General features: G+C 59.4%; 13 protein-coding genes. 9 read left to right on the plus strand and 4 right to left on the minus strand.

Going from position 1 to position 13,493, the window contains the following annotated elements; all coding sequences use genetic code 11:
- Positions 1–104: 104 nt before the first annotated feature.
- Positions 105–1,094, minus strand: coding sequence for a GGDEF domain-containing protein (locus tag ACA073_RS01025; RefSeq protein ID WP_497400960.1), 990 nt, complete (start codon positions 1,092–1,094; stop codon positions 105–107).
- 247 nt (positions 1,095–1,341) lie between these two features.
- Positions 1,342–2,529 (minus strand): delta-9 fatty acid desaturase DesA, encoded by a 1,188-nt coding sequence (gene desA, locus ACA073_RS01030; RefSeq protein ID WP_497400962.1) that lies wholly within the window; start codon positions 2,527–2,529, stop codon positions 1,342–1,344.
- A 147-nt stretch (positions 2,530–2,676) separates the two neighbouring features.
- Between desA and dibA the strand changes: the two genes are divergently transcribed.
- From dibA to ACA073_RS01060, 6 genes are all read left to right on the plus strand, one after another.
- On the plus strand, positions 2,677–4,596 hold the full coding sequence (gene dibA / locus ACA073_RS01035; protein ID WP_497400964.1) for a phosphodiesterase DibA: 1,920 nt from the start codon (positions 2,677–2,679) through the stop codon (positions 4,594–4,596).
- A gap of 299 nt (positions 4,597–4,895) precedes the next feature.
- Positions 4,896–5,078 (plus strand): sulfur starvation response protein OscA, encoded by a 183-nt coding sequence (gene oscA, locus ACA073_RS01040; RefSeq protein ID WP_007945260.1) that lies wholly within the window; start codon positions 4,896–4,898, stop codon positions 5,076–5,078.
- A gap of 143 nt (positions 5,079–5,221) precedes the next feature.
- A complete protein-coding gene (locus ACA073_RS01045; RefSeq protein ID WP_497400966.1) occupies positions 5,222–6,235 on the plus strand; it encodes a sulfate ABC transporter substrate-binding protein in 1,014 nt (337 codons plus the stop codon).
- Positions 6,236–6,410: 175 nt separating this feature from the next.
- Entirely contained in the window at positions 6,411–7,229 is an 819-nt protein-coding gene (gene cysT / locus ACA073_RS01050) for a sulfate ABC transporter permease subunit CysT (RefSeq protein ID WP_030131597.1), read from the plus strand.
- Between the two features lie 13 nt (positions 7,230–7,242).
- Positions 7,243–8,115 carry a sulfate ABC transporter permease subunit CysW gene (cysW, locus tag ACA073_RS01055; RefSeq protein WP_497400968.1) on the plus strand — a complete coding sequence of 291 codons (873 nt, stop codon included), beginning with the start codon at positions 7,243–7,245 and terminating at the stop codon, positions 8,113–8,115.
- A 3-nt stretch (positions 8,116–8,118) separates the two neighbouring features.
- A complete protein-coding gene (locus ACA073_RS01060) occupies positions 8,119–9,108 on the plus strand; it encodes a sulfate/molybdate ABC transporter ATP-binding protein (RefSeq protein ID WP_497400970.1) in 990 nt (329 codons plus the stop codon).
- 108 nt (positions 9,109–9,216) lie between these two features.
- Here the strand turns inward: ACA073_RS01060 and ACA073_RS01065 are convergent, their stop codons facing one another.
- On the minus strand, positions 9,217–9,735 hold the full coding sequence (locus ACA073_RS01065; RefSeq protein WP_497400972.1) for an Mpo1 family 2-hydroxy fatty acid dioxygenase: 519 nt from the start codon (positions 9,733–9,735) through the stop codon (positions 9,217–9,219).
- An 84-nt stretch (positions 9,736–9,819) separates the two neighbouring features.
- Between ACA073_RS01065 and ACA073_RS01070 the strand changes: the two genes are divergently transcribed.
- Both ACA073_RS01070 and ACA073_RS01075 read left to right on the plus strand, forming a co-directional pair.
- The gene (locus ACA073_RS01070) at positions 9,820–10,506 is read left to right on the plus strand and encodes a Crp/Fnr family transcriptional regulator (protein WP_497400974.1); all 687 of its coding nucleotides are present in this window, start codon (positions 9,820–9,822) and stop codon (positions 10,504–10,506) included.
- Between the two features lie 70 nt (positions 10,507–10,576).
- On the plus strand, positions 10,577–10,942 hold the full coding sequence (locus ACA073_RS01075) for a response regulator (RefSeq protein ID WP_497400975.1): 366 nt from the start codon (positions 10,577–10,579) through the stop codon (positions 10,940–10,942).
- 134 nt (positions 10,943–11,076) lie between these two features.
- On the opposite strand, the gene ACA073_RS01080 is transcribed toward ACA073_RS01075, so the two are convergent.
- Positions 11,077–12,081 carry an AraC family transcriptional regulator gene (locus ACA073_RS01080; protein WP_497400977.1) on the minus strand — a complete coding sequence of 335 codons (1,005 nt, stop codon included), beginning with the start codon at positions 12,079–12,081 and terminating at the stop codon, positions 11,077–11,079.
- A 100-nt stretch (positions 12,082–12,181) separates the two neighbouring features.
- Between ACA073_RS01080 and ACA073_RS01085 the strand changes: the two genes are divergently transcribed.
- Positions 12,182–13,255: a fatty acid desaturase gene (locus tag ACA073_RS01085; RefSeq protein WP_497400979.1), complete on the plus strand. Its 1,074-nt coding sequence runs from the start codon at positions 12,182–12,184 to the stop codon at positions 13,253–13,255.
- Positions 13,256–13,493: the final 238 nt, after the last annotated feature.

Here is a 13,493-nt window from a genome sequence, read left to right on the forward strand (position 1 = left end):
GAGCGGGCTTGCTCGCGAATGCGGAATGTCAGTCGACATCATCTTTGACTGTCTTACCGCATTCGCGAGCAAGCCCGCTCCCACAGGGGTTTGTGTTGGGGCTGTCAGCCGGAGATGATCCGGTTCTTGCCCTGACGCTTCGCTTCATACATCGCCGCATCCGCCCGGGCAAACAGGCTCTCGACGCTTTCATCCTCGGCCGTCAGGCTGGTCAAACCCTGGCTGACGGTGATGCCGAACGTCTGGTGGTCATGGGTGAAGCTCAAACGCTGAATCTCCCGTTGCAGACGCTCGGCCACTTGCATGGCCATGTCTGGCGCACAGCCGGGAAACACTGCGGCGAATTCCTCGCCACCGATCCGTCCGAACACATCGCCGCGACGCAACGCCCCGCGACCGGCCTCGGCGATGTGTTGCAGTACGTTGTCGCCTTCCGGGTGACCGTAGGTGTCGTTGATCACCTTGAAGTCATCGATGTCCAGCAGCAGAAACGCCAGCGGCGCGCCTTGTTGGCGAGCCAGTTCGAATTCACGATGGGCGCAGTCGAAGAAATGCCGGCGATTGCTGCTCTGGGTCAGGACGTCGGTGGTGGCCAGGCGATGCAGCTCGCTTTCCATCTGCTTCTTGTCAGTGATGTCTTCGGCAATGCCAACGATGATCACCGGCTGGCCCGGTTCGGCCTGACGGTTGATGAAGCATTTGTCACTGAGCCAGCGCACTTGGCCATCGGCGGCGATGATGCGGTATTCCCGGTCTTCGACGGCGCATTTGACCAGCACTTCGGCGAGGCTGCGCTCGGCGTACTCCAGATCGTCAGGGTAAATGCTGTCACGCCACTGGTTGGAGTCGGAGAGCAACAGGCCGGCGGAGCGGCCGAAAATCCGTTCGTAAGCGGGGCTCACGTAGAGCACCTGACGGGTTTCCCAGTTGAATGCCCAAAGTACCGCGTTAACGCTTACCAGCAGGGAGCTGAACAACTGTTCGCGTTCGCTCAGGCGTGCGACTTCGCCTTGGGCATGCATCAATGCCATCAGGGTCTGCGCGGCCTCGGGCCACTGGGGTAGGGATGAGTCTTGGAGGTTCTTGGTGACCATCGACACAAATCTCAAAGGGCGTGCCGCGTATTCGACAGCGGTCGCAACAAAGCCCGCCGTAGTGGCGAAGTGTCTTTGAGATAGGGGATTTGGAGCTTAGTTCCCGTCCTTTGTGGCGAGGGGGCTTGCTCCCGCCGGGCGGTACTGGCGACGCGTTTTTTTAGTTAAACGCGTCGTCAGGTTTTGCGTCTGCTGCGCAGCCGGACGGAGATAAATCCCCTCGCCACAGGCAAGCACCTCACCACAGTCAGGTGGTGGGGGCAGGGCGCAGGGAGTAGGTTTTCAACTGATCGGCAAAGTCGCGCAGGGATTGAATCCCGCTGGCTTCGGCTTCATGTACCCAGTCCTTGATGGCGGCCAGCATGTCGTGACCATTTGAGCTGGTCTTGACCCAGATCTGCTGCAAGGCCAGTCGTTTCTCGTAAATTACCTTCAGCGCCTGGCTGTGCTCGAGCATGGTCTGGATGCGCAGGTGGTGTTTGTCATCGAGCAAGCTGGTTTCCCGCGAAAGCAGGCGTTTGGCCCGGTGGAACTGGTGACGGACCGAGTGATCGACCTTTTCCAGTTCCTGTTTGACCAGCGGCGCGATCACCAATTTGCGGTACTGGGCCATGATCTGGAAGCGGTTGTTGAGGATGGCCATGGCGGTGTCCATGTCCAGGCTGCCTTTACCTTCGACGCGGTGGGCAATCGGCGCAACCCGCTGAACCTTGGCCAGCCGCAGGAAACTGAAGACCTGGATCCAGGCCCAGCCGAGGTCGAATTCCCACTTCTTCACCGACAGTTTTGCCGAATTAGGGTAGGTGTGATGATTGTTATGCAGTTCTTCGCCGCCGATCAGGATACCCCAGGGCACCAGGTTGGTCGCCGCATCGCGGCATTCGAAGTTGCGGTAGCCGACGGCATGGCCCAGGCCATTGACCACGCCGGCGGCCCAGACCGGGATCCACATCATCTGGATGGCCCAGATGGTGATGCCGATGGTGCCGAACAGCAGCAGGTCGATGACGCCCATGATTGCAATGCCCAGCAGCGGGAAACGGCTGTAGAGGTTGCGTTCGATCCAGTCTTCGGGGCAGTTCTTGCCGTAGATGCGCAGGGTCTCGGGGTTTTCCGCCTCGGCGCGGTACAGCTCGGCACCTTTGCGCAGAACGGTGGACAGGCCCTTGATGACCGGGCTGTGCGGGTCATCGACGGTTTCGCATTTGGCGTGATGCTTGCGGTGGATGGCGGTCCACTCGCGGGTGTTCTGTGCCGTGGTCAGCCACAGCCAGAAGCGGAAGAAATGTTTCAGGCCGGCATTGAGCTCAAGCGAGCGATGGGCTGAATAACGATGCAGATAGACCGTGACGCCGATAATCGTCACGTGGGTCATCAGCAGGGTGACTGCCACCAGTGACCAGGGCGACAAGCCGAGAATACCTTCGTACCACATAGGCTATAGGGCCCTCGAAAAAGAAAAAGACAGCCGTTGCATTATCACTAAGCCCACAGATAAAACCAGTCGCCCTTTCAGATAAGAGTGCCTGGATGTTTCTTTAACCTATAATTCCATCCTTTTTGAAGGGACATGGACAGCCGAATGTCTGCCACCTATCGCGACGCTTTGCGTGCAGCGCTGCTCTATCTGTTGCTATCCGCAGTCTGGCTGCTGTTCAGTGGTTATTTATTGAACAGTTTCTTCGATAACTCCGATGAGTTGCTGCGATGGCAACTGATCAATGGTTATGTCTGGGTCGTGCTCAGCGCAGGGCTGATCTTCCTCGCTCGGGCCCGATTGTTCCGTTGTCTGGGGATCGGCGCCACATTGCGTGAGCGCCATGAAGATCGCGAGCGTTTGCGTCAGGCGGCCGCTGTGTTCGATTGCACCCGCGAAGGCGTGCTGGTCACCAACAGCAAAGGCGTGATCGTCCACGTAAACCGGGCGTTCATGGAAATCACCGGGTATCAGCGCGAAGAAGTCTTGGGTCAGCAGCCCAGCCTGTTCAAGTCCGGCCATCACCCGGCAGCGTTCTACCAGGCGATGTTTGCGACACTGAACAGTTGCGGCGAATGGAGCGGCGAAATCTGGAACCGCCGCAAAAGCGGCGAAATCTACCCGCAATGGCAGACCATCCGCCTGATTCACGACGATCAGGGCCAGCTCAGCCATTACGTCGCGGTGTTCTCCGACATCAGCGCGATCAAGAATTCCGAGCACGAACTCAAATACCTGGCTCACCACGATCCGCTGACCGATCTGCCCAACCGTCTGCTGTTCACCGACCGTGCCGAGCAGGCTCTGGCGTCGGCGCAGATCCACAAGCGCGGCTGCGCGTTGCTGGTGATCGATCTGGATCACTTCAAGATGATCAACGACAGCCTCGGCCACACGATCGGTGACCAACTGCTCAAGGCCGTGGCCGAGCGTCTGAAGGCCATGTTCGGCCCGGGAATCACCCTCGCCCGGCTGGGCGGCGACGAGTTTGCCGTGTTAGCCGAAAGTTGTCCGCAACTGGTGCACGCAGCGGCACTGGCCCAGCGCATCCTCGACGGCCTCAAGGAGCCATTCTCTATCGATGGACATCAACTGTTCATCAACGCCAGCATTGGCATCAGCCTGTTCCCCAGTGATGCCTTGAGCGCGGAACAACTGCTGCGCAACGCCGACTCGGCCTTGTTCAAGGCCAAAAGCGCTGGCCGCGATGGCTACGCCCTCTACACCGAAGAATTGACGGCTCATGCCCAGCAGCGAGTCGAGACGGCATTCGAATTGCGCCGTGCACTGGAGCAGCAGGAGTTGCGGGTGTATTACCAGCCGGTGCACGACCTCAATTGCCGTCGTCTGGTGGGTGTCGAGGCGCTGGTGCGCTGGGAGCATCCGCAGCGGGGGCTGGTGTCGCCCGCGGAGTTCGTTCCCGTTGCCGAACGCACCGGGTTGATCGCCGAGATCGATGCCTGGGTCATGCGCCAGGCGTGTCAGCAGATGTGCCGTTGGCAGCAGGCCGGGGTGGTGTTGTCGTTTGTCGCGGTGAATGTTTCGTCACGCTTGTTTGCTCGCCGTGAGTTGTATCAGCAGGTGGCGCAGGTGCTGCATGAAACCGGCCTGGACCCGGCGTATCTGGAGCTGGAAGTCACCGAAAGCGCGGTGATGGACGACCCGGAAGTGGCGCTGGAGCAGATGCATCGCTTGCGCGAGCTTGGGGTGCGGCTGGCCATCGATGACTTTGGCACCGGGTATTCGTCGTTGTTGAGACTCAAGCGTTTGCCGGTGCAGAAGCTCAAGATCGATCAGGGCTTTGTCGCCGGATTACCGTGGGATGAGGACGATGGGGCCATCGTGCGCGTGATCATCGCCCTGGCGCAGAGCATGGGGATGCAGGTGCATGCCGAAGGGATCGAGCAGGTCGAGCAGGCGGGTTTCCTGCTTGAGCAAGGTTGTGATCTGGGGCAAGGGTACTGGTTTGGACGGCCAGTGCCGGCCGAGAAACTCGATTGGATGTGTGCACCGGTGATTGGCTGAGCTCACTTTCTGCCTTTGTGGCGAGGGGACTTGTCCCCGTTGGGTCGCGCAGCGGCCCCATTTTTTTGCGTCTGCTGTGCAGCCGAACGGGGACAAGTCCCCTCGCCACAAGGGATTTGTGTTGTCAGGGAAAATCATATCTCCCTGCACAACCCCTTGCTCTGCCGGGTTATTTTTCTGGTTATATAAACATTCTTAAATAGTCTTTTTAAGAATATCCGCACCTATCTACTATTGGCCTCACGCCGTAAGCAGTGCGGGACACTGCCAGGCAAACTCTCAGTTGAAGGAGCAGCACCATGAGCGCATCCCTACGTAGCGTTGACGGTCAAGACGAAGCCACCATCTTGCGTGAGATCCAGAGCGCCTTGCGCGACCTGCGGTTCGGCGCCGTGGAAATCACCGTGCACAACGCTCAGGTGGTCCAGATCGAACGTAAAGAAAAATTCCGTTTGCAGAACCCGAGCAACAAACCGAGCTGAACCAAAGATCAAAAGATCGCAGCCTGCGGCAGCTCCTACGGGGGATGTGTGTAGGCGCTGCCGCAGGCTGCGATCTTTGAGCAGGCAACCCGATTCCAGATCATAAAAAAGCCAACACACATAGAATTCCAGGAGCTTTCACCATGTCGTCGATTCGTTATTTCGCTTTGGCCGCCCTGGCCAGTGCCCTTTTTGCTGGTTCCGCGGTTGCCAAGGATTACGAGCTGCTCAACGTGTCGTACGACCCGACTCGTGAGCTGTATCAGGATTACAACGCTGAGTTCGTGAAGTTCTGGCAGAAAGATCACGCTGGCGACACCGTGAAAATCCAGCAGTCCCACGGTGGCTCGGGCAAACAGGGCCGTGCGGTGATCGACGGTCTGCGCGCCGACGTAGTGACCCTGGCCCTGGCCGGTGACATCGACGAAATCGCCAAGCTCGGCAAAACCCTGCCGGCGGACTGGCAGAAGCGTCTGCCGGAAGCGAGCACGCCGTACACCTCGACCATCGTGTTCCTGGTGCGCAAGGGCAACCCGAAAGGCATCAAGGACTGGGGGGACCTGGTCAAGAACGACGTGGCGGTCATCACCCCGAATCCGAAAACCTCCGGCGGCGCTCGCTGGAACTTCCTCGCGGCCTGGGCCTACGGCCTGAAAGCCAACGGCGGTAGCGAAGCCAAGGCCAAGGAATACGTACAAACCCTGTTCAAGCACGTGCCAGTGCTGGACACCGGTGCTCGCGGTTCGACCATCACCTTCGTCAACAACGGTCAGGGCGACGTGTTGCTGGCCTGGGAAAACGAAGCCTTCCTGGCCCTGAAAGAAGACGGCGGCGCCGACAAGTTCGAAATCGTCGTGCCTTCGCTGTCGATCCTCGCTGAGCCACCCGTTGCCGTAGTCGACAAAAACGCCGAGAAGAAAGGCAACGAGCAGATCGCCGAAGCGTACCTCAAGCACCTGTACAGCCCGGCCGGTCAGGAAATTGCAGCGCAAAACTTCTATCGTCCACGTGACAAGGATATCGCCGCCAAGTACGCCCAGCAGTTCCCGAAACTGGACCTGGTGTCCATCGACAAGGACTTCGGCGGCTGGAAAACCGCGCAACCGAAATTCTTTAATGACGGTGGCGTGTTCGACCAGATTTACTCGGCGCAGTAACCTGACTCAAGCCACACAACGAGCCTAATGCTCAGGCGCGTACATTGTGGGAGCGGGCTTGCTCGCGAAAGCGGTGTGTCAGACGACGTAAATGTTGGCTGATGCGCCCTCTTCGCGAGCAAGCCCGCTCCCACATTGATGCGTTCAGCGGATAGCTTTTTAACCAAGGACTTTTATGTCGCGTCGTATCTCCCCCGTCATACCCGGCTTCGGGCTGACGCTGGGCTACACCTTGGTGTACCTCAGCCTGATTGTGCTCATTCCACTGGCGGCGATGTTCGTGCATGCCGCTCAACTCACCTGGGATCAGTTCTGGGCGATCATCTCGGCGCCCCGCGTGCTGGCGGCGTTGAAGCTGAGCTTCGGCACCGCGCTCTATGCCGCGATCATCAACGGCATCATCGGCACGCTGCTGGCCTGGGTGCTGGTGCGCTACACCTTCCCGGGTCGCAAGATCATCGACGCGATGATCGACTTACCCTTCGCATTGCCCACGGCCGTGGCCGGTATCGCGCTGACCGCGTTGTACACCCCGACCGGGCTGGTGGGTCAGTTCGCGGCGGACCTTGGCTTCAAGATCGCGTATACCCCCCTCGGCATCACGCTGGCGCTGACTTTTGTAACGCTGCCATTCGTAGTACGTACGGTACAGCCGGTATTGGCCGATATCCCCCGTGAAGTGGAAGAGGCGGCGGCCTGCCTCGGTGCAAAACCGTTGCAGGTTTTCCGCCATATTCTGGTGCCCGCGCTGCTGCCCGCCTGGTTGACCGGTTTCGCATTGGCCTTTGCCCGTGGGGTCGGCGAGTACGGTTCGGTGATTTTCATCGCCGGCAACATGCCGATGAAAACCGAGATCCTGCCGCTGCTGATCATGGTCAAGCTCGACCAGTACGATTACACCGGCGCCACCTCCATTGGTGTACTGATGCTGGTGGTTTCCTTCGTCCTGTTGCTGCTGATCAACCTGCTGCAACGCCGCATCGAAACCCCATAAGGAGGCGCGAACCATGTCCCAATCGTCTATTGCGGCCGCCTCTTCGGCCAACGCTGCCCGTCGTGGCAGTGCGACTTCGCGGCGAATCCTGATCGGCCTCGGCTGGCTGATTTTTGCGTTGTTTCTGCTGTTGCCGCTGTTGATCGTGGTGTCCCAGGGCCTGAAGAATGGCCTGGGTGCGTTCTTCACCGCGATCTTTGAACCGGACGCCTTGTCCGCGCTGAAACTCACCTTGATCGCCGTGCTGATCTCGGTGCCGCTGAACGTGGTGTTCGGCGTCAGCGCCGCGTGGTGCGTGAGCAAGTACTCGTTCCGTGGCAAGAGCATGCTGGTGACGCTGATCGACCTGCCGTTCTCGGTGTCGCCGGTCATCGCCGGTCTGGTCTACGTGCTGATGTTCGGCGCGCAGGGTCTGTTCGGCCCGTGGTTGCAGGATCACGACATTCAGATCGTCTTCGCCTTGCCGGGCATCGTGCTGGCGACGATTTTCGTCACCGTACCGTTCGTGGCGCGTGAGCTGATTCCGCTGATGCAGGAACAAGGCACTCAGGAAGAGGAGGCCGCGCGTCTGCTCGGCGCCAATGGTTGGCAGATGTTCTGGCACGTCACCGTTCCCAATATCAAATGGGGCCTGATCTACGGCGTGGTGCTGTGCACGGCGCGGGCGATGGGTGAGTTTGGTGCGGTGTCGGTGGTTTCCGGGCACATTCGCGGGGTGACCAACACCTTGCCGCTGCACGTCGAGATCCTCTACAACGAATACAACCACGTGGCCGCGTTCGCCGTGGCGAGCCTGTTGCTGATCCTGGCGCTCTTCATCCTGCTGCTCAAGCAGTGGAGCGAAAACCGTATTAACCGCCTGCGCGCCAGCGCCGCGGAGGAATAATTCATGTCGATCGAAGTGCGTAACGTCAGCAAGAATTTCAATGCGTTCAAGGCGCTAAATGACATCAGCCTGGACATTCACAGCGGTGAACTCGTGGCGCTGCTCGGCCCGTCGGGTTGCGGCAAGACCACGTTGCTGCGGATCATCGCCGGTCTGGAAACTCCGGACAAAGGCAACATCGTGTTCCACGGCGAAGACGTTTCCGGCCATGACGTGCGCGATCGCAACGTCGGTTTCGTGTTCCAGCACTACGCCTTGTTCCGCCACATGACGGTGTTCGACAACGTCGCGTTCGGCCTGCGCATGAAACCGAAAAACCAGCGCCCGACCGAAAGCCAGATCGCGGTGAAAGTCCATGAGCTGCTCAACATGGTTCAGCTTGATTGGTTGTCGGATCGCTACCCGGAACAACTCTCCGGCGGCCAGCGTCAGCGTATCGCGTTGGCCCGTGCTCTGGCGGTGGAGCCGAAAGTCCTGCTGCTCGACGAACCCTTCGGTGCTCTCGACGCCAAGGTCCGTAAAGAACTGCGTCGCTGGCTCGCGCGGCTGCACGAAGACATCAACCTGACGTCGGTGTTCGTGACCCACGACCAGGAAGAAGCGATGGAAGTGGCCGACCGTATCGTGGTGATGAACAAGGGCGTGATCGAGCAGATCGGCTCACCGGGCGACGTTTACGAAAACCCGGCCAGCGATTTCGTTTATCACTTCCTCGGTGATTCGAACCGTCTGCATTTGGGTGAGGACAATCACGTGCTGTTCCGTCCGCACGAAGTGTCGCTGTCGCGGCATGAACTGGACGACCACCACGCGGCCGAAGTGCGGGATATTCGTCCGCTGGGCGCGACGACCCGGGTGACGTTGAAGGTCGAAGGCCAGAGCGAGCTGATCGAAGCTGAAGTGGTGAAGGATCACGACAGCCTGATCGGTTTGGCTAAGGGTGAAACCTTGTTCTTCAAGCCGAAGGTCTGGCAGAAGGTCGCCAACATCTAAGATCAAAAGCTTCGCGAGCAAGCCCGCTCCCACAATGGATCGGTGTTGAACACAAAATTTGTGGCCAACCCAAAACCCTGTGGGAGCGGGCTTGCTCGCGAAAGCGATCTACGCAGCAGCGCGATTCGGATTGACCCGAACACCCCCAACCCGCGCCTCGATCTGCTCTTTCAAATCCCGCCGCAACCCCAGCAAAAACGCCAGCTCCACCACCACAAACAACGGCCCGACAATCAACCCCGTCACATCATCGACAAACGCCGGCTTACGTCCTTCGTAGTGATGCCCGACAAACTGAATCACCCAGCCGATCACAAACATCCCGATACCGCTCGCCAGCCACACCAGTGTGCTTTGCTGTGCCAGCGCTTGCCCCGCCCAAATGCACAGACCGAGCAACACCGTCATCAGCACCCCGAGACGCAATTCCAGGCGCAGGTAGAACCACGCCGACGCCAGCGCCACCAGCACCGCCGGTGAAAGCCAGCCCCCGGCCCATTGCGGACGGGACAGAAACACCGCCACCGCCACGACAATCAGCGGAATACCGATAAAGTGGCTGGCGATATTGCGTGGGTCACGGTGGTAAGCGGCGTATTGACTGAGATGGTCAACGAGGCTTTTCATTGTTATTCCTCCTGTAGGGTGATTGATCATGCCCCGGGTTCACCTCTCGCTCTGTCAGCCAGGCGACAATCTCCAGGAGTTTTGATGGACATGCAGGTTTGGCGTTCGCGTCTGATGACGGGGCAATGGTTCAGCCATTTACCTGCTCCTTTACAGAATAGTCTGCTGGCCGCCGCCAGGGTGCGGCGCCTGTCATCGGGGCAGCGGCTGTTCAAGCGCGGCGATCCACCGTGCGGCCTGTACGCCGTGCTCGAAGGCGCGGTGCGCATCGGCGCGGTGAACGAGCAGGGCAAGGAGGCGCTGCTGAGCCTGGTGGAGTCGCCGCACTGGTTCGGTGAAATCTGCCTGTTCGACGGTCAGCCGCGCACCCACGATGCGTTCGGTCTGGGTCAGTGCATCCTGTTGCACATCCCGCAAACGGCGCTGTTGGCAATACTGGATGAGCAACCGGTGTACTGGCGGCAATTGGCGTTGCTGATGAGCCAGAAACTGCGCCTGACCTTCATCAACCTCGAGCAGCTGAGCCTGATGCCGGCGCCGGCACGGCTGGCGCATCGCTTGCTGATGATCGCCAAGGGTTACGGCGAAATCGACCCGCCGCGGCGCGTGTTGCAACTGCCGCAGGAACAGCTTGCTTCAATGTTGTCGTTGTCGCGCCAGACCACTAACCAGATCCTCAAGGAGTTGCAGGGGTTGGGGATTTTGAATTTGAAGTACGGCGAGATCGAAATTCTGGATGCCGACCGGTTGCGGGGGTTGGCGATTTTTTGAAACGCGGCGTTATGGGTGGGCTTTATCTGCGAAGGCGCCTAGCCTGTGGCGACGACAATCGAGGTGTGCCATGCGTGTGCTGTTAGTGGAAGACGAGCCGGAGACCGCCAAACTCCTGGCCAACGGCCTGAGCGAGGCGAGTTATGCGGTGGATGTGGCGCTCAACGGCATGGACGGCCGTCGCTTCATCGAGTCCGGCGAATACGACCTGATCATCCTCGACGTCATGTTGCCGGGGTTGAATGGCTGGCAGTTACAGCAACAGATTCGCAAGCTCGGCGAGACGCCGGTGCTGTTTCTGACCACCAAGGATGGCATCGAGGATCGCCTGCGCGGTTTGGAGCTGCATGAGGATGATTATTTGCTCAAGCCGTTTGGCGTTAAAGAGCTGGTGGCGCGGGTGCGCAAGGTGTTACGGCGGGATCGGGGGCGCTGAGGTTTCTGCGGTGGCTGTACATCGCCTTCGCGAGCAAGCCCGCTACCACAGTGATTTGTGTGGTTCACAAATCCCCTGTGGGAGCGGGCTTGCTCGCGAAGAGGCCGGAACAGACAACCCATTTTCCGGATCTGTCACCGCAACCCATCCCGAAACTGCCCCGGCGTCATCCCCGTCCAGCGCTTGAACGCGCGGCTGAAGCTGCTCGTATCCGCAAACCCCAACAAGTAACTGATCTCGCTCAATGAGCATTGCGGGTCACGCAGGTGCAGCAGCGCCAGGTTTTCGCGGCTTTCATTGAGCAGCGTATCGAACCTGCAACCCTCGTCCGCCAGATGCCGTTGCAGGCTGCGCAAACTCAGGTGCAGGGCCTGGGCGATGTGCTCGGCGCTGGGCTCGCCTTCGGGCAATTGCTCTTCGATGGCGTCGCGAACCTTGCGCTCCCAGGTCAGGGGTTTGAGTTGCGCCAGGGTGCGTTTGAGCACGGTTTCGTTGTGTTCCGCCAGTTCCGGGTTGGCGTCGTCCAGGTGACTGTCGAAATCCATCAGAGAAAATTCCAGGCGGTCTTCGTCGGCCGAAAAGTACACCGGTGCGCGGAAGACTTTGTGCCATTGATGCGCGTCGGCCGGTTCCGGGCGGCGCAGGTACACCGCCAGTGGCGCATAGTCACGGCCGAGGCGATTGCGGCAGGTGCGCACGTAAATCGCGGTGAAGGCGTCGATGGCTTCGAACGCCGGCGCCGGATTGCCTGGGGGGATTTTCAGGCGGAAGTGGTAGCGATCTTCGGCGCGGCTCAATTCGAGCTCCAGGGCATCGCTGACTACCTGGTGATAACGCACGATGCGCTCGAACACTTCCCGCAAACTGCCGCTGGCCACCAAGGCATAACCGAGCGCGTGAAACGTGGTCGGGCTGACGAACCGAGACACGCGCAAGCCGATCGCCGGATCGCCGCTGACCTGCACGGCAATTTCCCACAGGCGCGTGGTGCCGGACAACGGGTAACGGGCGTTCGGGTCGTCCATCAACTGCGGGTCGAGCCCCGCCTGGTGACACAGGGCGGTGCTGTCGAAGCCCAGCGCATCGAGTTGCTTGCGCAGGGCGCGGGTCCAGCTGGCGAGGGAGGTGGGTTCAGTCATGCTGATTGGCGCTTCCGGTCAACAGGTTGGCGTCCACGGCTACCGCGTTGTGAAGGTTCACAAGGCAGGATGCGAACATCAATAACCAGAGGATGGAAGCATGGAAGGTACTTCTGCAAGTCCCCAGCGACTGAATGCAGCTCAGCGATCTGCGCATATTCGCGAAGTGGTGTTGGCCAAAGGGGTCGAACTGCGTAAACGCTACCCGATTCTCAACCATCAGGACGCCTTGGGCGCGGGCATTCTGGCCTTCGCCCTGGCCGGAATGGTCGGCTCTGCGGCGCTCTACCTCACCGGGCATATGGCCTGGTGGGTGTGCCTGTTGCTCAACGCGTTTTTCGCCTCGTTGACCCACGAGCTGGAGCACGACCTGATTCATAGCATGTACTTTCGCAAGCAGCGTGTGCCGCACAACCTGATGATGGGCCTGGTCTGGCTGGCGCGGCCAAGCACGATCAACCCATGGATTCGTCGGCATCTGCACCTCAACCATCACAAGGTCTCCGGCACGGAAACCGACATGGAAGAACGGGCGATCACCAACGGCGAGCCTTGGGGTTTTGCACGGCTGTTGATGGTCGGCGATAACGTGATGTCGGCGTTCATCCGCATGCTGCGGGCCCAGACGTGGGAACACAAGTTCAGCATCATCAAACGCGCATTGAAGGTCTATGCGCCACTCGCGCTGGTGCATTGGGGCGCGTGGTACGTGTTCCTCGGCTTCCACGCCGCCAACGGCATCGCTCATTTGCTGGGAGCACCGATTGAATGGTCGGCCACCACACTCTCGGTGATGCAGGTGATCGATATCGCAGCGGTGGTGATCATCGGCCCGAACGTGTTGCGCACGTTTTGCCTGCACTTCATCAGCTCGAACATGCACTACTACGGCGACGTGGAGCAGGGCAACGTGATGCAGCAGTGTCAGGTGTTGAACGCTTGGTGGCTGTGGCCGTTGCAAGCGTTCTGCTTCAACTTCGGCAGCACTCACGGCATTCATCACTTTGTGGTGAAGGAGCCGTTTTACATCCGCCAGATGACGGCGCCAGTGGCGCATAAAGTGATGCGGGAGATGGGCGTGCGCTTCAACGATATCGGTACGTTTGGTCGGGCGAATCGGTTTGTGCGCACCGAAACGACAGAACCTCAGCAGGTGCGTGCCGCTCAGGTCTGAGTAATGAACCCGGAAACTCAAATGCGAAAACGTTCGTCATCAATCTGACCCAAAGGGACGTTAAGTTGTGATCCAGGCGGCGATGACTTGGCGGTTTTGTGGGGTGATCGGCATATTCGATCAAGGTCTATTAAAGTAATTAAATATTCCTTTATTGGATAACCGATTTCGCCAATCATCGGCCCAAGAATTGTTGATCAGCGCTGACAGATTTCGAGTTTCCGGGGCCGTCTCCTTG

Source organism: Pseudomonas sp. LBUM1670, from assembly GCF_059695695.1.